Genomic DNA, 19400 nt, shown 5'->3' with positions numbered 1-19400 from the left:
GCTACCGGGGAGACTCAGAGTGTCCTACGGTCGAAAGGTCTTCAACTTGGCCGTAATGGAGGGCACGTTGGTGTATCGGAAGCAGTTGAATGCCGAAGCCAGCCCGCAGGCCGCGTACGGTGCGCGACTGCGCAGGTTACGCGACGAGCGCGGCTGGACCCAGGACGAGCTGGGGGATCTGGCGGGCTGCACGGGCAGGCACATCTCGGCGATGGAAACTGGCCGCAAGTCCGCAACCCTCCCCTTCTCACGACGGGCCGATCAGATCTTCGGCCTGGTCGGCAGCCCCGACTCCTTCGAGCGGGAGTGGCGGGCGATCAAGCAGGGCAGCCTGCTGGCGGGCTTCCCGGAGTACCTGCGCCTGGAGCAGCGGGCGGCGGAGATCCGGCTGTACGAGGTCGGAGTCGTCCCGGGCCTGCTCCAGACCCCGGAGTACGCGACGGTCCTCGCGGAGAGCGCCGTCCGGCGCGGGGCCATCACCCCCGAGCAGGCCAAGGAGCGGGTCGCGGTCACCGCGCAGCGCCAGGAGGCGGTCTTCGCGGGCCGGGAGACGATGGTTTTCGCCATGCTGGACGAGAGCTGCCTGCTCCGCCCGGTCGGCGGCCCCGAGGTCATGAAGGCGCAGTACGAGCACCTCATCGACTTCGCCGACCTGCCCAACACGATCCTCCAGGCGGTCCCGTTCAGCCTCGGGGAGCGCCGCCCCTTCAACCTGCCGGTCTACATCCTGACCATGGTGGACCGCTCACTCGCGTCGTACGCCGAATCCGCGCAACAGGGCTACGTCGAACGGGAAATGACCGCTGTGCTCCCCTTGCACACGGACTACCATCGGATGCAGGCGGTAGCGCCCTCGCAGGCGGCCTCCGTCGACATCGTCAAGCAGTTGCGAAAGGGCATCACGTGACAACCGAAACCCCCCGCTGGTTCACGTCCTCGTACAGCGACAACGGCGGCGCGTGCGTCGAGGTCGCCACCAACCTGGCCGCCGCCCCGCACGGCATCGTCCCCGTCCGCGACTCCAAGAACGACACCACCGGCCCGGTGCTGGCCATCCCCGCCGCCGCGTTCACTTCCTTCGTCGCGGGCGTACGGTCCGGCGGGTTCGACGCCGCCTGAGGGTCCGACGGACGGCCCGGCCGGACAACAAGAGCCTCCAGCTCCCGCATCGGGGAAGCAGGAGGCTCTTGTCATGACCGTCACTGCGGTACGAAACCGCTACCGGCCGATGGCACGCCGGAACGGCGCCCGGGGAGAAGCGGACGAGGCAGCACCGAGGTCCGCACCAACTCCCCGGCTTCGCGTCCGGGGGCCCGCATCCGGCGCCGAGTGGGCGTCTCCACGGAAGGCGACGGCATCCTCGCCGATCCCGACGACCACTTCCAGGAGTGTGTCCAGGCCCTTGTCGGCCTGCTTGTGCGGCAGGGTGAGCGGGACGTACGAGACGCCGACGGGATTCCCGTCGTGCTTGCTGATCGCGAACTGAAACCGCGCAGCTCGAACAAAACGACATCGAGGCTGTCCAGCCCACCCCACGACCGCCCCACGACCGCCCCACGATCAGACGCAGCCGCTCGGCCACGGGCTGCACCGGCACAGGTGGACCGGAATGCCCCCAGACTCTGAACTGGTGAGCAGGGTTCCTGCCGGTGCCGTAGGGCGGCTGCGTGGCTGGCTGCCAGTCGGGCCCAGACCCCGGGGCTCGACCCCCGAGCCTTGAGCCTCGGGCCCCCGGTTCAGTCGGTTCAGTCGGTTCAGTCGGTTCAGTCGGTTCAGTCGGGTGAGGGTACGGGGGCGGGGTCCCGGCCCGAAGCTCGGGTCCCGGGACACGGGCGTCGGGACCCGAGCGTCGAGGTTCGAGTGCCTTCTTTAACCGGCGGGAAAACCAGGGGGTTTGGGAAAACCTCCCTACCCCCCTCCCCTGTCACAGCTGGGGAAGTATGACTAATCGTGACAGCTTGCGGCAGAGCGTCACGAGTGCTTACGGTTCGAGAACTAAGCGACCCCGACACGGTGTTGGAAGCACCGACGCCGGGGTCTGACCGCAAGATCGAAACCCTAGAAAGCCGATCCCGTGGCTACACAACACCCTAGCTCCGCCCTGCGCGCCCCCGCACTTTCCCCGACGTACCCGATGGCCAACCCCGGCTACGGCAAGCGCTCCACCCCCGACCAACCCCCGCGTACACGGCACGACTTCGCACTGCTCCCCACACGCGAGCGGTACGTGGCCGGGTTCGTCGACCACCTCCCCGACGGCGCGGCGATGAGCGTAAAGCAACTGGCGAAGCAGCTCCCGCTCTACGGCCAGCAGGCGATCTCCACCGCCCTGACGGCCCTGTCGGTGGCGGGCCATTTACGGCGCGTACGGTGCCCGGTCGGCACGGGCGACGAAACCCGCTGGGTCTTCCGCACCTTCTGGTCCCGCACAGCACGCGACAACGAGTGGTGGAACACCTACCTCGCCACCGAAACCGCCACGAAGGCAGCGGCCCCCGCACCGAAAGCGACCACTCCACCACCTCCGTGCGCCCCGGATGAGGAGCCCCCACCCGCACCGGAGACCCCCGGGCCGGCCCAGGACCCCGGGCCGATCCAGGACCCCGGGCTGGCCCAGGACCCCGGGCTGGCCCAGGACCCCGGGCTGATGCAGGGCCCCGGGCCGGTCCAGGACCCCGAAGCCACCGCCGTACCGCAGCAACGCACCCCGCTTCAGGCCCCAAACACCGCACCCACACCTCCCACCCCAGACGCGGCCCCGGCAGCACCCCAGACCCCCGAAACGGGCCCTTCCCCCGCCTACCTCGCCCTGGCCCGCCTGGGCCGCACCGACCACCGCCTCACGCTCTCCGCCGACGACTGCGCCACCCTCGAAGCCCAGGCCACCCAATGGCTCAACCGGGGCGTCAGCACCGACTACCTCACCAACGCCCTCACCGCAGGACTCCCCACCACGATCGACCACCCCGCCGGCCTCATCCGCCGCCGCCTCACCGACAAAATGCCGCCCCACCTACCGACCGAGAACACCCCCACCACCCCCACCCGCCGCATCCTCATGGAATGCACCGACTGCGGCCGCCCCGGCCCACCACAAGCCCTCCCCGACGGCCTCTGCCGCCCCTGCCGCACCACCCACACCAACGAAACCCCGACCCAACCCACCGAAGTCACCGACATCAAGGCACACATGGCCAACCTCCGCGACCTCCTCAAACCCGTCTGAGAACCAGCAGCACGGGATCACACGGGATCACCCAAGTACCTTGCCCTGGAACCTGACAACGCCTCCCGCACAACCCTGGCAGAAACCAGGGGCCCCGGGACCATGAGAAGCAACGGAAAGCCACGAACCCTCCCGGCCCCTGATGCGCAGTGACTAATCTGCGGAGAGAACGAGCCTCCGGCCCGCGAGGAGAGGCAGCTTCCGGCTCGGCCTGACCGCCCGATGGGGGAGAAATGCCCGTTTCTCAAGAAGTAAGTAAAAACGAGCCCCTGGCCACATAAACCCGCAGGTCACGAACTGTCGTCCCCGCGCACGCGGGGGTGTTCCCTTGGCGCTGGCCCGGCCGGTCTTGCACGGGTGGTCGTCCCCGCGCACGCGGGGGTGTTCCCGCGTTCGAGTCGATCCCGATGCGCCCCGAGGTGTCGTCCCCGCGCACGCGGGGGTGTTCCCACCCAGCACACTACCCGCCGCCTGCGCGCCGCGTCGTCCCCGCGCACGCGGGGGTGTTCCCTTGTCCGCCTCCGCGAGGGCTAAGGGAGTAGCGTCGTCCCCGCGCACGCGGGGGTGTTCCCCGAGGACGTTGCTCTGTGACGAGCGTACGAGAGTCGTCCCCGCGCACGCGGGGGTGTTCCCATCAAGCCCGTCCTGCTCTGAGCGGGCGTACGGTCGTCCCCGCGCACGCGGGGGTGTTCCCGTCCACCAGCCGTCGTAGCCCTCGGGGATCGCGTCGTCCCCGCGCACGCGGGGGTGTTCCCGCCCGGCCGCTGCTTGGCCGGGGGTGGGAGGAGTCGTCCCCGCGCACGCGGGGGTGTTCCCGCAGAGCGGGAGCCGACCGACAGCTCCCCCCGGTCGTCCCCGCGCACGCGGGGGTGTTCCCGGCCATCAGTCGGTGTCGCAGTCGTCGCGGTCGTCGTCCCCGCGCACGCGGGGGTGTTCCTGATCAGAACTTCTCTCAGTACCTGGAGTGCTTGTCGTCCCCGCGCACGCGGGGGTGTTCCCAGTCCGCGGTAGAAGCCCTCAAGGAGGGCGAGGTCGTCCCCGCGCACGCGGGGGTGTTCCCTCGACCGTCGGCCCGGTCAGCGCCCCGGACGCGTCGTCCCCGCGCACGCGGGGGTGTTCCCCACTACTGGCACCTGTGCCTTTTCGCGGAGAAGTCGTCCCCGCGCACGCGGGGGTGTTCCCCCCGTACGGAAGAAGGACCGCGTGACCATCGAGTCGTCCCCGCGCACGCGGGGGTGTTCCCGTCCAACCCACTGCGGTGAGTTCGTCCGCGACGTCGTCCCCGCGCACGCGGGGGCACCTTGCTCCAGGGGCCTTCATCGCGTCACCCCGTGGTCCCGCGCACCTGCTGATCAACCCACCCGCACCACCAGCTCGGCCAGTGACGCGTTCGCCGCCTCAAGCGTGGGTATCCCTGCCCATGAACTGACCGGGCCACCGACGAAAGGGCACCCCGTGACGATGAGGGCCGACACCGAAACCCCCCGCTGGTTCACGTCCTCGTACAGCGAAAACGGCGGCGCGTGCGTCGAGGTCGCCACCAACCTGGCCGCCGCCCCGCACGGCATCGTCCCCGTCCGCGACTCCAAGAACGACACCACCGGCCCCGTCCTCACCATCCCCGCCGCCGCGTTCACCTCCTTCGTCGCGGGCGTACGGTCCGGCGGGTTCGACGCCGCCTGACGGCCCGACGGACATCGGCCCACGGCCGTACGACGGCAAGAGCCTCCTACTTCCGGAACGGGAAGCCGGAGGCTCTTGCCGTACGGAGGGCACGCCGGAACCACGCCCGGAGCGAGGCCGACGAGGTGCCACCTGTGCCGTCACCTGGGGAGCCGCCGTCCGAAGAGCCACTATCCGGAGACCCACCGTCCGAAGAACCACCATCCGGCGAACCGCAGCCCAGAGCGCCACCGTCCCGCGCCGGACCGTCCCGCGCAGGGCCGATCCGCGCCGGACCGATCCGCTCGCCGAGATCCTCACCGGAGCCTTTACCAGGGCCCTCACCGGAGCTCCCACCGAGGTTCCCACCGCAGCCCCCGCCGAGGCCCTCACCGGGACCCTCATGCGGATTCCCCCGGAACACGACGGCGTCCTCCCCGATCCCGACCACCTCCAGGAGGGTGTCCAGAGCCTGGTCGGCCTGCTCGTGCGGCATGGTGAGCCAGACGTACGAGACGCCGACCGGGTTGCCGTCGTGCTTGCTGATCGCGAAGCCGAAACCTCGTAGCTCGAACAGGACGGCGTCGAGGCTGTCCAGCCCGTCCCACGACCGCTCCACGACCAGACGCAGCCGCTCGGCCACGGGCTGCACCGGCAGCGCCAGCACGCCGATCATCTGGAACAGGTGGACGGAATGCTCCCAGACGCTGAACTGATGAGCAGGGTTCCTGCCGGTGCCGTACGACGGCTGCGTGGCCGGCTGCCAGTCGGGCTCAGGCCCCGGAACTTCGATCTCTGCCAAGCCGATTCACTCCCTCGTTCCCTCACCACCTCACCGTCTCCGGCCGCGTGGGGAACACCCCTCGCCCCCGGTCCGCCTTCCTCGGCGGCCCCCGACGGATGCGGCCGAAGCCCGGGTCTCAAGCTCCGGGTTCCGGGCTTCGGGTCCGGCCGGTTCCCTCGTGCGAGGGTACGAGGACGGGGTCCGGGTGTCCCGTCTCAGCGGAGCTTGACCGTTCGGACCGGCACGGCAGCTCGGCGGCTGGTTCAGTCGATGGAGTTCTTCGGTGGGGGCCACGGCCCGTCGAAGGCCGGGCCACAGCCAAGGGGCAGATGGGCCACGACCAACGCAGCCGCCTCCTGCGGTGTGAGTGATGCACCCAGGACACGCTGCGGCACGCCCAGCGGCGCGTACACGGTGCACGATTTCGCGTCACCCACGATGAACGGCAGGTCGTTGCTCCACGGGTCCTGCGTGTTCCGGTGGAAGTTGAGCGCCCCATGACTCGGAAAAGGGAACAAGGCCCGCAACCGCGGTTCGGCGTAGGCGGCCTCTATGACCGCGGGCTCCCCCAGTCGCGCCCCGGGACGCCTCTCCAATATCCCCCGCCAGGTCTTCTCGACCACCGTCTCCTCAGCCATGCCGCGATCATGACGTCCGCGCCCGGCCAGGACAACCCGCCACCTCGGCAGCCGAACTCCGAGCCCACGCGCGGAGTTCTCCCGAGGGCAGGTGGCCGAGGCAGTGATGCGGGGCACGGGGCCCGAAGCTCGGCCCTTGGGCCTCGGGCCTCGGGCCTCGGGACACGGGTGTCGGGACACAAGCTTCGGGGTTCGAGCGCCTTCTTTAACCGGCGGCCACAACAGGGGGGTTGGGGAAAACCTCCCCCACCTCCCTCCCCTCGCACAGCTGGGGAAGTATGACTAATCGTGACAGCTTGCGGCGGAGCGTGAGGACTGCTTACGGTTCAAGAACCAAGCGACCCCGACACGGTGATGACAACACCAGTGCCGGGGTCTGACCGCAAGATCGCAACCCAGAAAGCCGATCCCGTGGCTACCCAGAACCTTAGCTCCGCCCTGCACACACCCGCACCGTGTGCCCCGTACCCGATGGCCAAGCCCGGTTACGGCAAACGCTCCACCCCCGACCAACAGCCCCGTACGCGCCACGACTTCGCACTGCTCCCGACGCGCGAGCGGTACGTGGCCGGGTTCGTCGACCACCTCCCCGACGGCGCGGCGATGAGCGTGAAACACCTGGCCAAGCAGCTCCCGCTCTACGGCCAGCAGGCGATCTCGACGGCGCTGACGGCCCTGTCGGTGGCGGGGCACTTACGGCGGGTCCGGTGCCCGGTCGGCGCGGGCGACGAAACCCGCTGGGTCTTCCGCACCTTCTGGTCCCGCACAGCACGGGACAACGAGTGGTGGAACACCTACCTGGCAGCCCAGACCACCACCCCCGCACCGGACACCTCGCCACCACCCCCACCACCGGGAAGCCCGACCGCCGAGCCGCCACTGCCCGCACCGCCGGAGAACCCCCTCCGGCACAAGCCCCCACCCCCACCTCCGCCCCGAAGCCCCCGGACGCCCCCACCGCCGTACCGCGCCAACGCAACTCGCCCCAGGTTCCGGACGCAGAGCCCACCCCTGACACGACGCCACCCCCGGCACCGCCAAACCACCCCGAGGCCACCCGTTCCCCCGCCTACCTGGCCCTGGCCCGCCTCGGCCACCAGGACCACCGCCTCACCCTCTCCGCCCACGACTGCACCGCCCTCGAAGCACAGGCCACCCAATGGCTGGCCCGGGGCGTGAGCATCGACTACCTCACCAACGCCCTCACCGCAGGACTCCCCGCCACGATCGACCACCCCGCCGGCCTCATCCGCCGCCGCCTCACCGACAAACTCCCACCCCACCTCCCCACCCCCACAAGCACCCCGCGCCCCACCCCCACCCACCGCATCCTCATCGAATGCACCACCTGCGGCCGCCCAGGCCAACCAGAGGCCCTCCCCGACGGCCTCTGCCGCCCCTGCCGCACCACCCACACCAACGAAACCCAGCCCCCACCCGCCGAGGTCGCCGACATCAAGGCACATATGGCCAACCTCCGAGACCTCCTCAAACCCGTCTGAAACCAACAACGGTGGCTCGACCCACACTTCAGCCAGCCTGACAACGCCTCCTGCGCGGCCCTGACCGAGACCCTGGACACCGAGCTCGCGACAGCGAACAGAAAGCCCGCGAACGCTCCCGGCCTCCGCTGCGCAGTGACTAACCTGCGGAGAGGACGAAGCCTCGCCCGCAAGGAACGAAATGCCTGCCGCAACCAGCGGAAGGCAGCACCACTCCTGACAGACACAGGTCCCGGCCCAGCCCGCCCGCCCCATAGGGGAGAGATGTCCGTTTCTCAAGAAGTAAGCAAAAACGAGCCCCTGACCGCATAAACCCGCAGGTCACGAACTGTCGTCCCCGCGCACGCGGGGGTGGTCCCGCGGCTCTCCAGGGCCTTGAGCCGCTGCTCCAGTCGTCCCCGCGCACGCGGGGGTGGTCCCACCGAACCGGAAGGGTCCTCCCATGCTGCCCAGTCGTCCCCGCGCACGCGGGGGTGGTCCCCCGGCGGCGACCAGGGGGTGGGTAGGCATCCCGTCGTCCCCGCGCACGCGGGGGTGGTCCCTACCTCCCCGACGCGCTGCCGTCCCCGGCCGCGTCGTCCCCGCGCACGCGGGGGTGGTCCCGGCTCGGCGCTTATCCACCACTGCGACGGAGTGTCGTCCCCGCGCACGCGGGGGTGGTCCCAGGCCCTTCCATACCTGGCCGACCTGCACCCTGTCGTCCCCGCGCACGCGGGGGTGGTCCCTCAAGACCCACCGCGACGTTGTCCGTCTCCCGGTCGTCCCCGCGCACGCGGGGGTGGTCCCCCAGACCGCAGGCCGATGTTGACCGGCGGGCGGTCGTCCCCGCGCACGCGGGGGTGGTCCCAGCCCGTCCAAGGTGAGGAGGAGTCCGGCCTTGTCGTCCCCGCGCACGCGGGGGTGGTCCCCAGTCCTACGGGCTAGGCACCTACTCACCGGTGTCGTCCCCGCGCACGCGGGGGTGGTCCCGACATCCGCATCGACCTCGACGAGGACGCCATGTCGTCCCCGCGCACGCGGGGGTGGTCCCTCGGCGGCGAGTTCGTCGATGAGATCGGGGCGGTCGTCCCCGCGCACGCGGGGGTGGTCCCCGGCTGTGCCCGTCCTCGTCCAGCCACGCCTTGTCGTCCCCGCGCACGCGGGGGTGGTCCCGCTTCCCCCGACCCGATCACGACGCAGGAACAGTCGTCCCCGCGCACGCGGGGGTGGTCCCACGGAGGCGCGGGCACACGGGCGCACGGGCACGTCGTCCCCGCGCACGCGGGGGTGGTCCCACTCGCGCCCCGATCCCCGTCCGCTGGATACAGTCGTCCCCGCGCACGCGGGGGTGGTCCCTGACCGCCAACTCTGCGCCGTTTGATAGTCGGGGCGTCCCCGCGCCCGCGGGGGTGGCCCCTTGCTCCAGGGGCACAGCATCACGGTCACCCCGTGGTCCCCGCGAATCTGTTGATCACCCCACCCGCACCACCAGCTCGGCCGACGACGCGTTCGCCGCCTCAAGCGTGGGTATCCCTGCCCATGAACTGACCGGGCCACCGACGAAAGGGCACCCCGTGACGATGAGGGCCGACACCGCAAACCCCCGCTGGTTCACGTCCTCGTACAGCAACAACGGCGGCGCATGCGTCGAGGTCGCCACCAACCTCGCCGCCGCCCCGCACGGCATCGTCCCCGTACGCGACTCCAAGAACGACACCACCGGCCCCGTCCTCGCCATCCCCGCAGCCGCGTTCACCTCCTTCGTCGCGGGCGTCCAGGCCGGGGAGTTCGACGCCGTCTGAGGGCCCCGACCGAGAAATCGGCCGACTGCGCCTCAGAGAGGGGACCATCGGTTTCCCGTCCTGGAAACTGAAGCCCCTTGCCCTCCTCACCTCGGACCTGGAGGATCAGACGAGACGTCGCTAAAGGCAAAGGGGAATGCCCATGAAGGTGACCATGCTTGCGACAACATGCGAGAAGAAGAACTGCCCGACGGTCTACAAGACGGACCGGGGCACGATCCTCGTTCAGGGTGAAACTCCGGCAGACCACGGGCTCACGATTCCGGCCCACGAAACCCTGGTCGAGATCCCCATGGAACTGATCCGTGAAGCATTCGGAGGCCAACTCGGTGCCTAAGACGTTGGAGGACATGTTCGACGGCTTCAAGCAGGAAGCATTCCGGCTGGAGACTCTTGACGACTACGGCCGTTCGGGCAACGCGGACGCGTACCGCCTGTTCCTCGACGGCGAGCCGAAGCCGGAGGACTACAACGCCGACTGGCTCGACGAGGTACGCGGACACGTCGACGCGGGCCGGAGGATGTATCGCGTACACGTGGTCACGCGACCGCTCACACCCTACCTGCGGTACGAATTGGGTTGGGGGTACACCACGAACATCACAGCAGGTGAGGAGTTCTTCATCCTCGACGTGACCGAACGACCCAACCCTCTCGGCGGTGTGGGCGACTTCTGGCTCTTCGACTCGGTCAGCGCAGCACCGATGCGCTACGCCCCCGATGGAGAGTTCACCGGGGCCGATGTGCTCCCCGAGGGCCGGGCCGACGAGTACGTCGGCTACAGGGACACGGCGCTGGCGCACGCCGTGCCGTTCACGAACTGGTGGGCAGAGCACGGCAAGTGAACCGCTCAGAGATCGGCAATGCGCTGCGGGTACTGCGGAACGCTTCCGGGAAGGAAGCCAAAGCGGTTGCCCGCAGCGCTGTCATGTCGCCCAGCAAGCTCAGCAGGATCGAGACGGGCAAAGTCTCGCCGAGCGCTGATGACGTCGACCGCATCCTGACAGCCATAGGCGTCTCGGACGACGTCAAGACGGAGTACATGGATGCTGCCCGCGCCGCGGCAACAGAGGCCACAGCATGGCGTCTTATCCAACGTGCGGGTCTTCACAAGGCCCAGCAACGTCTACGGGACGTGGAGGCCCGGATGAGCCTCCTGCGGGTATTCCAGCCGGCTCTGGTGCCCGGACTGCTCCAGACTCCTGAATACATCAGGGCGATCCTGTCTCGCTACGACGATCTGTCCGAAGAGACTGTCCGCCGCACTGCCAGTGCGCGGATCGACCGCCAAGAGATTCTGTACGACGAGTCCAAGACATTGCAGTTCGTCATCACTGAACCAGTGCTTCGGTGGCTGATCGTGCCGCCCACGGTCATGGTCAGCCAACTGGATCGGCTGGTTTCAGCCTCTCGCTTACCGAGCGTAGATGTACGCGTGGTGCCTACCAACGGAAGAAAGTATGACATTCCAAACCATGCGTTTGCGATCCAGGATGACCGCGCCGTGGCCGTCGAAACCGTTCACGCGGAAGTTATCGCGACCGACCCGAGAGACGTTTCCCTGTACGTATCCAAGTTCGAGAAGTTCAGCGAATCTGCTGTTTCCGGTGACGCCATGCGGGCCTTGATCGAAGGAATCCGGGACGAGTTTTTGCGTGAACAGGAAACCGCCTAGAAATCGCCCCCCTTTCTGCACACCATGACTACCGGCGGGAAACGAATACGCCGACAGCCCAGAAAGGGAAAAGATATGCCCGACCTGTACGAGATCCCCATCCGTGGAGCCGCGTTCTCGAAGGCATGCGGCGGTAACACCCACCCCGACGGCGAGACATGCGTGACGCTCGCGCGGATCGGGCCGGACGCGTGGGCCGTCGGCGACAGCAAGCGCCCGGGCGCCGAGCCGTTGCGGTTCACCACGGCGGAGCTGGACGCGGCGGGCATCGACCCCTCCCGCTTCGGCCTCTCCGCCTGAGCCGCCGTGCACCACCACGGTTACACCTGGCTCGGGGAGAAGCGGACGTTCGACAAGGAGAGCACCCGCAGGCCCCCGGGCCAGGCCCCGACGGCGACCAGCGAGCAGGAAGTGCACGAGCGGTACAGGGAAGCGGTGGCCGTGTTCCCCGCCTCCGACGTACCGCCGGTCCAGACAGCCCACTGGCTCATGAAACCGGCCTCGGCGGTCCAGGGAACCTGGGAGGAGCCGAAGGAGGCCGGCGCCTGGCTGGGCAGGCAACTCACCGATTTCGCGCCCCGGTTCGCCTCCGCACACGACCGGGAGGCCACCAGACTGGTCCTCCTGGTCGGAGCGGCGGTCGAACGGCTCGCCTGGGGCGGGGACGTGTCCCTCGGCCACTATCTGCGGGGCACGGTCTTCCACTCCGTCGCCCTGGTGACCTGCTCCCCGAACCGCAGCGAGCCCGGCTTGCCCTGCCCCACCCGGCAGCCCGGCTCATAAGGGCCGTGGACCTTGTCGCTGTTCTCGACCCGCCGGATCGCGGCAGGTGGGCGGGCCTGGCGCCGGGTGTCCGGCGCCAAGCCCGAAGAGGCCGCGAGAGTCCGAGGACCCCCGCGACCTCCCGGAAGGAGCCGATCAGGCCGCGTACGTACCGGTGGCGGCGCTGGTGGTCGAGAAGTAGAAGCGGAACTTGACGTTGTTCTTGACGTTGGTGGCGATCACCTTCCACACGCCGTTCTTGGCCGACTTGTAGTCCGCCTGGCAGTAGTTGAGGGCGCCGCTGCTGGTGTAGAAGCAGACCTTGACGCTGCGGTTGCTGTTCGTCTTGATGTTGATGTCGGAGCAGTTGCTCGTCGTCGTGAAGAACTGCGGCGTCTGGCTCGGAAGGGGAACCAGGTGGTAGTTCGTCTTCTTCGTGTAGCTCTTGGCGCTGCCGTAGCAGGACTGCGCGGACACGTCGCCCGGTGAGGCCGCCCCGGCACTGGTGGTGGCGGCGACCAGGCCGCCGCCGACGAGTACTCCGGTCGCGGCGAGGCTGACGAGTTTCCTGCGAAGGGTCATGGTGATCCTTTCCCCGTTCATGGGACGCGGGCGCCCCCTGTCCTGTCGGTGGTCGTACGAACGCGGTCCCGCTGTTCGGGACGTCCCGGCGCCGACCGCGTCCATCAGAGGATGTGCCGCACCCGAACCCGCTCGCCAGAGCAGTCGGGCAAGTGGGGCGATCACGGGAAGTGACCCGGGTTGACCTGCGGGGATGGCATCCCTGGTGGGGTCTGAGCGGGACATTGGGGCGGAGCGACGGGTCGGATCGCCGTGGTGGATCGCGGGCTGCTCCGCGGGGGAGCCGAGGTAGCCGATGCCGACGCAGCAGAAGGCCGGGACACGCGGCGAACCCCGTGCTTCGGGCACACGGGCTCTGCCATCCTGACGCCAGTCGCAGGACAAGCCGGGGGTTGACATGTCTCGCTGGAAGCAGTTACCCGACTCACTCGATCCGCAGCTGCGGCAACTCGTCGTGCTGCTGCGCGAGCACAAGGACCGCAGCGGACTGAGCATCGCGGCCCTCGCCGCCCGTACCGGAGTCAGCAAGTCCTCCTGGGACCGCTACCTCAACGGTCGGGTGACACCTCCGAAGAAGGCTGTCGAACTGCTCGCGCAGGCATGTGGCACGCAGCCCGCGCCCCTCGTGGAACTGCGGGAGCTGGCGGCGGCCCGGGAAGGGGGCGGGGAAACGCAGGAGGCGCAGGGGACACAGGAAGCGCAGGAACCGCCGGAAAGGGAAACGGAACCGGAATCGGAACCACTGGTCACAGCTGGCGCGGCGGACCCGCAGAGCGAGCTGGGCACGCCAACCACCCGCGTACACCAGCCGGTTCCGTGGGCGGCCATCGTGCTCACCAGCGTCACCACGGCCCTGGCCATGATGATCGGCCTGCTGCTGCTCGCACCCTGGGAGAACGCATCGCGGGCCGTGGTGGACGCGGAGGGCGGGAACCGGAAGCCGTACACCGGTCCGGCCCATCCGGTTCTGGGGGAGTTCGTGTACGAGCCCGGCAAGGAATACGCCTGCGAGGTCCAGAAGGATTCCGGTGACGGTCTGTTGTACGCAGGCTACAGCCGTACGCACACGGAGATGATCCAGCAGGACGCCTCCCGCTGGTCGGTGGTGGAAGCGCAGTGCCTGCTGGCCTACCACGGCATCGCGCCCGGGGTCGTCGACGGGTCCTTCGGCAGGAACACCGAGCGCGCGGCGAGGCGCCTCCAGGACCGGGCGCGCATCGCTGTGGACGGGATCGTCGGTCCGGACACCTGGAAGGCCCTGCGGACATGAGCAACCGGGGTGACCGGGATGACCGGAGCGCCCGGAGCGCCCGAGGCGGTCCGTCCGGGGCCCGGGGCGAGCGGGAGCCCCGGGAACTGCCCGCGGAGTGTCTCCGTCTCGCCGCGACCCTCCGTGAGTTGCGTGCCGCCACAGGGCTGAGCCTGGTGGGGCTGGCGGCCAGGACTCCTTACAGCAAGTCCTCATGGGACCGCTACCTCAACGCGAGGGCCATGCCTCCCCGGGACGCCGTCGAGCGACTGTGCGCCTTGGCCGGGCGGGAAGAACAACGCCCCATCGCGTTATGGGAGTTGGCGGAGAACGCGTGGAGTGGCCGCGACTGCCCGAGCGTGCGGCCCGGAAAGCGGGCCGCCCACCGCCAGGACGCCCCGAGGCACACGCCGGGGAGGACGACGGCCCCACCCGTCGACCCGCGACGAACCCGCCCGCCCTTCCCCTGGCTCCACGCGGCCGCCCTCGGCGGTGCGGCCGCACTGGCCGCCGGACTGCTGATCGCCCTGCTCCCTTCCGGCGACCGCCCGGCCGAGGACCATGCCTCGACCACCGGCCTCACCATCCCGAGCGTCGGCTGCCACGGGGCTTCCTGCGAGGGAAAGAACGCCGAGGACCAGGACTGTTCGACGGCCAGGACACCCCCCGTCGAGCTGGGGGAACACCGGTTCGCGGGCACAGTCGTCAAGATCCGCCGCTCCGAGGTGTGCGAGACGGTGTGGGCCCGTATCGACCGGGGCGTGGCGGGAGACCGGGTGGAGATCCTGGCACCGGGGGGCCGTGCCCACCATGCCGTCGTTCAGGACGAGTTCGACGAGACGGGTTCCGTGTCGACCTCCATGGCCGCTGCACCCGAGAAGGCCCTCGACCGTGTTCAGGCATGCCTGGTCCGGAAGGACGGACGCCGCTGCTTCTCCGCGACACCGCCCTGAACCGCCGGCTCGGGCACGGCGGCGCCTTCGCCGGTCTCCCGGTCTCCCCGCACACGACGTCGGGCATACTCCGCTCAGGCGCTCCCGCCGACCCGGCTTCAGCCCACCGCAGGAGGACTCATGGCCCCCACCCCCGAGGAACGCCATCCCCGTGAGGGCCGTCCCCTGGACCGGCAGGCCGGTCATGAACGCGGGCGCCCCGTCACCTACTCCGCCTCCACCTCCGCCGTCCGCCGGGCCTGGTGGAAGGTCAGGTCGGCTCTGCGGCTGCCGGTGAAGGGGTGAGGGCGGCGGCCCCTCTACCGGACTCTCCCCTCCCGCGCAAGCGGCCATCCAGGCCCTTCTAGGCTGTGCCCCATGCCCACGCCACCCGCATATGCCCTCGTCGCCACCGACCTGGACGGCACCCTCCTGCGCCCCGACAACACCGTGAGCGCCCGTTCCCGCGCCGCGCTCGCCCTCGCCGCCTCCCGGGGTGCCCGGCACCTGATCGTCACCGGGCGGCCCGTCCCGGGGATACGGGCGCTGCTCGCGGACCTGGCGTACTCCGGGCCCGTGGTGTGCGGCCAGGGCACCCAGCTGTACGACGCCGAAAGCGCGCGGCTCCTGCGTTCGGTCACCCTGGACCGGGAGGCCGCCGACACCGCGCTCGGCAAGATCGAGGCGGAGGTCGGGGCGGTGTTCGCGGCCGTGGACCAGGACGGGGTGGACGGCGTCACGCTGACCGAGAACGGTTACCGGATGCCGAACCCGACGCTCCCCGCCGTCCGCGTGGATTCCCGGGACGCCCTGTGGGAGCGGCCGGTCATCAAGGTGCTGGTCCGCCACCCGGAGCTGGGCGACGACGCGCTGACCGCCGTCGCCCGCGCGGCCGTGGGCGATCTGGCGAGCGTCACCATGGCGGGTCCGGGCACGGTCGAGCTGGCTCCGTACGGGGTGGACAAGGGCACGGGCATCGCGGCGGCGGCCGAGCTGCTGGGGATCGGGGCGGAGCGGACGGTCGCATTCGGGGACATGCCCAACGACCTGCCGATGTTCCGCCGCTCGGGCCACCGGGTGGCCATGGGCAACGCTCACGACGAACTGCGGGCGGCGGCCGACGAGGTGACGTCGACGAACGCGGAGGACGGGGTGGCGGCGGTCCTGGAGCGGTTGTTCGGCTGAGCGCGGACCTGGGGGCGGGAGACGGGGGGTGGGCGGGAGCGGGAGCCCCGAGGAACAGGAGCCCGGAAGCCGGAAGCCCTGAAGCCGGAAGCCAGGGAACCCAGAAGCGGATGTATGCGCGCGTACGCCCCGTACACGCCCCCAACTCCCTTTGGCACCACGACCGGTGCCGTCGCCACCCGCCCACTACCGTTGTTCCGCATGACGACCCACACCCAGACGGAGATCACCGCCGAGCTGGTCCGGGAGCTGCTGCGCGATCAGCACCCCGACCTGGCGGGTCTCCCCGTGTCGCTCGGTGCGCGCGGGTGGGACAACCAGCTGTGGCGGCTCGGCGACGACCTCGCCGTACGGCTGCCCTGGGCGACCGAGGGCGCCGACGCGCTCCTGCTCAAGGAGCACGCCTGGCTGCCCGGCCTCGCCCCGCGCCTGCCGCTGCCGGTGCCCGTCCCCCAGCGCCTCGGCGAACCCTCCAACGCCTTCCCGCGGCCCTGGACCGTCGCCACCTGGGTGCCCGGCGCGCCCGCCGACCGTGCCCCGGCCACGCGTCCGGTGGAGGCGGCCGAGGCGCTGGGGACCTTCCTGACGGCCCTTCATCAGCCCGCGCCCGCCGCCGCGCCGGTCGGTGCGTACGGGCGCGGCGGGCCGCTGGCCGCACTCGCCGAAGGCTTCGCCCGGCAGCTCGCCTCGGCCGTCGAACGGGGGCTGGTCACCGAGCCGGACGCCGTCCGCGCGGTCTGGGAGGACGCCGTCGCCGCGCCGGACTGGGCAGGTCCGGCGCTCTGGCTCCACGGCGACCTGCATCCCGCCAACATCCTCACCGAGGACGGGACTTTCTGCGGTGTGATCGACTTCGGGGACCTCTGCGCGGGCGATCCCGCCTGCGATCTCGCCGCTGCCTGGGTGCTGCTGCCGGACGGGGCCGCCGACCGTTTCCGCGCCGCCTACCGCCCGGCCGCCGACCCCGCCACTCTCCGCCGCGGCCGTGGCTGGGCGGTGCTGCAAGCGCTCAGCGGCATCCTCATCGGCGACGCGGGCGTCCACGGCCGCCCCGGCGGGAAGGCCACCTGGGGGCCGCCCGCGCACGCGGCCCTGCGCCGTCTGACGGCACCAGCGTCATAAGGGCTCAGGTGGAGCTGCCCGGAAGCTCCTGTTCCGTCCAGAGCACCTTGCCGTCCGGGCCGTGCCGGGCTCCCCAGTGGGCGGCGAGGCGGGAGACGATGAACAGGCCCCGGCCGCCCTCGTCGACCGTACGGGCGTGGCGCAGGTGCGGGGAGGCCGTGGAGCCGTCGTGGACCTCGCAGGTGAGGGTGGTGTCCAGGAGGAGGCGCAGCCGTAGCGGCGGGGTGCCGTAGCGGACGGCGTTGGTGACCAGTTCGCTGACGATCAGCTCGGTCGAGTCGACGGTGTCCTCGTCCAGGCCCCAGCCCTGGAGCCGGTCGCGGACGAGCAGGCGGGCGGTGGCGGGGGCCGTACGGTCCGGGGCGAGGTCCCAGGTGGCGACGCGGTGGTCGGAGACCGTACCGGTACGGGCCAGGAGCAGCGCCGCCCCGGCGGAGCGGGTGCCGTCGGGGAGGGCGTACACGATGTCGTCGCCCAGTTGCTGGAGGCCGTGGCCTGCGCGGACGCCCTCGGCGAGGGCGTGCGTGATGCGTTCCCCGGCGGGCTCCCCCGCGCGTTCTCCGGCGTGCTCGTCGGTGAGGAGTTCGGCCGTGCAGAACGCGAGGACGCTGCCCTCCTCCAGGGTGACGGTCGCCGGGGCGAAGAGGGCGCTGTCGGCGGCGAAGAGGCCGGGACCCTCCGGTACGTCGACGGGGACCGGCTCTCCGCCGGGTCCGACGATCAGGGGCGCGGGGTGCCCGGCGCGGGCGACCGTACAGGTGCGGGTGAACGGGTCGTAGACCCCGTACACGCATCCCGCCCGCAGCGGTTCGCCCTGGAGGGAGTCGCTCGGGGGCAGGGCCGCGCGTTCGCGGGCGAGGCGGTCGGCGGTCTCCTTGAGGCGGGCCAGGACCTCTTCCGGCTCCAGGTCGAGGTCGGCCAGCGCCTGGATGACCGTACGGAGCTGGCCCATGGCGATCGCCGACTGGAGCCCCTCCCCCGCGACGCCGCCCACGACGAGTGCCGTACGGGCCCCGGAGAGCGCGATCGTGTCGAACCAGCAGCCGCTGTCCCGGCCGGGCAGCAGGACGTGGGCGGTCTCCACGGCGGCCTGGCGGCGTTCGGCCTGCGGGAGGAGGCGCCGCTGGACGGTGGAGGCGATGACGTGCTCGCGCTCGTACCGGCGGGCGTTGTCGATGGCGAGGGCGGCGCGGGTGGCCGCCGTGGCGGCCAGGGAGACGTCCTCCTCGTCGAAGGGCTCGGCGGCCCCGCAGCGGTAGAGGCTGACCAGGCCGAGGACGGCTCCCCGCAGGGTGAGGGGCACGACGACCAGGGAGTGCGCGTCGGCTTCGGCGAGGGCGGTGCGGGCTCCGTCCGGGTCGGAATCCAGCCACGGGGTGTCGGCGGTGAGCGGGACGAGCCGGGGCCGCAGGTCCGCGACGGCGAGCGCGTACGGCGTACGGGGCGGGAGGCGGCGGGTCCCGCCGACCGGGCGGCCCCGGACGGCCTCCTCGCCCCGCAGGGTCGCGCACTGCCCGCTCGCCGCACGGCGCAGCGGGGTGTCGGGCGGCAGCGGCCCCACGGGCGGGTCGGCGCCGCGCAGGACCTCGTCCACCACCTCGATGACGGCGAGGTCCGCGAACCCCGGCACCAGCACATCGACGAAGGACCGGCAGGTGGCGGCCACGTCCAGGGACCCGCCGACCCCGTCCCGCACGGCGGCCAGCGTGGCCTCCCGGGCCCGGGCCCGCTCCCGCTCGGTGACGTCGACGACCGCGCTCAGCAGGCCGAGGGTGGTGCCGCCAGGGCCCGCGAGGCTGCTGGGGTCCCTGGGGCTGCTGAGGTTGTTGGTTTCGTCGGTTCCGGCGGGGTCGTCGGTTCCTGTGGGGCCGTTGGTTCCTGCTAGGCCCCCGGTTCCTGCGGGGGCTTCGAGGCGGTAGGCGGAGACCAGGAAGGTCCGGTCCCCGGGGATGTGCCGGAGCCGGCCCCGTACGAGATGGTCGCGTACGGGCCCCTCCCCGGCGAGCACCCGCTTCATGAGCTGCTCGGACCCGTCCGGGTCGTCGAGCCGGAAGGCGTCGGTGAAGCGGAGCCCGATGTACTCCCCCGTCCCGACGCCCTCGACGAGCGAGTTGGCGCGGACGAGCCGCAGCTGCGGGTCGAGCACGAAGATGCCCACGGCGGACTGGGTGAAGAGGGCGTTGAGGAGCGCGTCGAGGAGGGTGTCGTCCAGAGCGGCGGCGGGCCCGTCCTTCCCGGCTCCGGCCGGGGTATCGGCGTACGACACGAGTCCACCCACCCTCAGGCTCCGGCGTGCCGGA

General features: G+C 70.8%; 16 protein-coding genes, 4 pseudogenes and 2 CRISPR repeat arrays. Of the genes and pseudogenes, 15 read left to right on the top strand and 5 right to left on the bottom strand.

The genetic code is table 11. The features are described from left to right. The first annotated feature begins 55 nt into the window (after positions 1 to 55). Together B7C62_21570 and B7C62_21565 are read left to right on the top strand one after the other, a co-directional pair. The gene (locus B7C62_21570; GenBank protein ARF77311.1) at positions 56 to 907 is read left to right on the top strand and encodes a transcriptional regulator; all 852 of its coding nucleotides are present in this window, start codon (positions 56 to 58) and stop codon (positions 905 to 907) included. After that, on the top strand, positions 904 to 1119 hold the full coding sequence (locus tag B7C62_21565) for a DUF397 domain-containing protein (protein ID ARF74531.1): 216 nt from the start codon (positions 904 to 906) through the stop codon (positions 1117 to 1119). Before B7C62_21570 ends, B7C62_21565 begins: the two co-directional genes overlap by 4 nt. Positions 1120 to 1218: 99 nt before the next feature. Here the strand turns inward: B7C62_21565 and B7C62_21560 are convergent. Next, positions 1219 to 1699: pseudogene (locus B7C62_21560) on the bottom strand (hypothetical protein). A gap of 375 nt (positions 1700 to 2074) precedes the next feature. Between B7C62_21560 and B7C62_21555 the strand changes: the two are divergent. After that, positions 2075 to 3226, top strand: a complete 1152-nt coding sequence (locus B7C62_21555; protein ARF74530.1) for a MarR family transcriptional regulator — start codon at positions 2075 to 2077, stop codon at positions 3224 to 3226. Between the two features lie 299 nt (positions 3227 to 3525). Further along, a CRISPR array of direct repeats spans positions 3526 to 4585; the repeat unit is 29 nt; unit sequence GTCGTCCCCGCGCACGCGGGGGTGTTCCC. Positions 4586 to 4687: 102 nt separating this feature from the next. Beyond that, on the top strand, positions 4688 to 4909 hold the full coding sequence (locus tag B7C62_21550; protein ID ARF77310.1) for a DUF397 domain-containing protein: 222 nt from the start codon (positions 4688 to 4690) through the stop codon (positions 4907 to 4909). A 367-nt stretch (positions 4910 to 5276) separates the two neighbouring features. Here B7C62_21550 and B7C62_21545 read toward each other — a convergent pair. Both B7C62_21545 and B7C62_21540 read right to left on the bottom strand, forming a co-directional pair. Then, positions 5277 to 5690: pseudogene (locus B7C62_21545) on the bottom strand (hypothetical protein). A 245-nt stretch (positions 5691 to 5935) separates the two neighbouring features. Then, positions 5936 to 6310 carry a hypothetical protein gene (locus B7C62_21540; protein ARF74529.1) on the bottom strand — a complete coding sequence of 125 codons (375 nt, stop codon included), beginning with the start codon at positions 6308 to 6310 and terminating at the stop codon, positions 5936 to 5938. 471 nt (positions 6311 to 6781) lie between these two features. Here B7C62_21540 and B7C62_21535 point away from each other — a divergent pair. The 7 genes and pseudogenes from B7C62_21535 to B7C62_21505 all read left to right on the top strand — a co-directional run bounded on the left by B7C62_21535 (position 6782) and on the right by B7C62_21505 (position 12051). Continuing rightward, a pseudogene (locus B7C62_21535) lies at positions 6782 to 7812 on the top strand (MarR family transcriptional regulator). A gap of 330 nt (positions 7813 to 8142) precedes the next feature. Beyond that, a CRISPR array of direct repeats spans positions 8143 to 9269; the repeat unit is 29 nt; unit sequence GTCGTCCCCGCGCACGCGGGGGTGGTCCC. Positions 9270 to 9371: 102 nt separating this feature from the next. Then, positions 9372 to 9593 (top strand): DUF397 domain-containing protein, encoded by a 222-nt coding sequence (locus B7C62_21530; protein ARF77309.1) that lies wholly within the window; start codon positions 9372 to 9374, stop codon positions 9591 to 9593. Between the two features lie 142 nt (positions 9594 to 9735). Continuing rightward, entirely contained in the window at positions 9736 to 9930 is a 195-nt protein-coding gene (locus B7C62_21525) for a hypothetical protein (protein ARF77308.1), read from the top strand. A 13-nt stretch (positions 9931 to 9943) separates the two neighbouring features. Continuing rightward, on the top strand, positions 9944 to 10438 hold the full coding sequence (locus B7C62_21520; GenBank protein ARF74528.1) for a hypothetical protein: 495 nt from the start codon (positions 9944 to 9946) through the stop codon (positions 10436 to 10438). Continuing rightward, positions 10435 to 11268 (top strand): transcriptional regulator, encoded by an 834-nt coding sequence (locus B7C62_21515; protein ID ARF74527.1) that lies wholly within the window; start codon positions 10435 to 10437, stop codon positions 11266 to 11268. The genes B7C62_21520 and B7C62_21515 overlap by 4 nt, the downstream gene beginning before the upstream one ends. A 75-nt stretch (positions 11269 to 11343) precedes the next feature. Further along, on the top strand, positions 11344 to 11568 hold the full coding sequence (locus B7C62_21510) for a DUF397 domain-containing protein (GenBank protein ID ARF74526.1): 225 nt from the start codon (positions 11344 to 11346) through the stop codon (positions 11566 to 11568). 6 nt (positions 11569 to 11574) lie between these two features. Then, positions 11575 to 12051 (top strand): hypothetical protein, encoded by a 477-nt coding sequence (locus B7C62_21505; protein ARF74525.1) that lies wholly within the window; start codon positions 11575 to 11577, stop codon positions 12049 to 12051. A gap of 291 nt (positions 12052 to 12342) precedes the next feature. Here the strand turns inward: B7C62_21505 and B7C62_21500 are convergent. Continuing rightward, positions 12343 to 12612, bottom strand: a pseudogene (locus B7C62_21500) (hypothetical protein). A 397-nt stretch (positions 12613 to 13009) separates the two neighbouring features. Here B7C62_21500 and B7C62_21495 point away from each other — a divergent pair. The 4 genes from B7C62_21495 to B7C62_21480 all read left to right on the top strand — a co-directional run bounded on the left by B7C62_21495 (position 13010) and on the right by B7C62_21480 (position 17100). Further along, positions 13010 to 13882, top strand: a complete 873-nt coding sequence (locus tag B7C62_21495; GenBank protein ARF74524.1) for a hypothetical protein — start codon at positions 13010 to 13012, stop codon at positions 13880 to 13882. Beyond that, positions 13879 to 14814, top strand: coding sequence for a hypothetical protein (locus tag B7C62_21490; GenBank protein ARF74523.1), 936 nt, complete (start codon positions 13879 to 13881; stop codon positions 14812 to 14814). Before B7C62_21495 ends, B7C62_21490 begins: the two co-directional genes overlap by 4 nt. A gap of 357 nt (positions 14815 to 15171) precedes the next feature. Then, positions 15172 to 15978, top strand: coding sequence for a hydrolase (locus B7C62_21485; protein ID ARF74522.1), 807 nt, complete (start codon positions 15172 to 15174; stop codon positions 15976 to 15978). A 201-nt stretch (positions 15979 to 16179) separates the two neighbouring features. Further along, positions 16180 to 17100 carry an aminoglycoside phosphotransferase gene (locus tag B7C62_21480; protein ID ARF74521.1) on the top strand — a complete coding sequence of 307 codons (921 nt, stop codon included), beginning with the start codon at positions 16180 to 16182 and terminating at the stop codon, positions 17098 to 17100. Between the two features lie 4 nt (positions 17101 to 17104). Here the strand turns inward: B7C62_21480 and B7C62_21475 are convergent, their stop codons facing one another. Next, entirely contained in the window at positions 17105 to 19378 is a 2274-nt protein-coding gene (locus tag B7C62_21475; GenBank protein ID ARF74520.1) for a diguanylate cyclase, read from the bottom strand. Positions 19379 to 19400 lie beyond the last annotated feature (22 nt).

Source organism: Kitasatospora albolonga, from assembly GCA_002082585.1.
Classification (GTDB): Bacteria; Actinomycetota; Actinomycetes; order Streptomycetales; family Streptomycetaceae; genus Streptomyces; species Streptomyces stephensoniae.
Note: the sequence above shows the minus strand (reverse complement) of the source record. Positions and strands in the feature narration are given on the sequence as shown.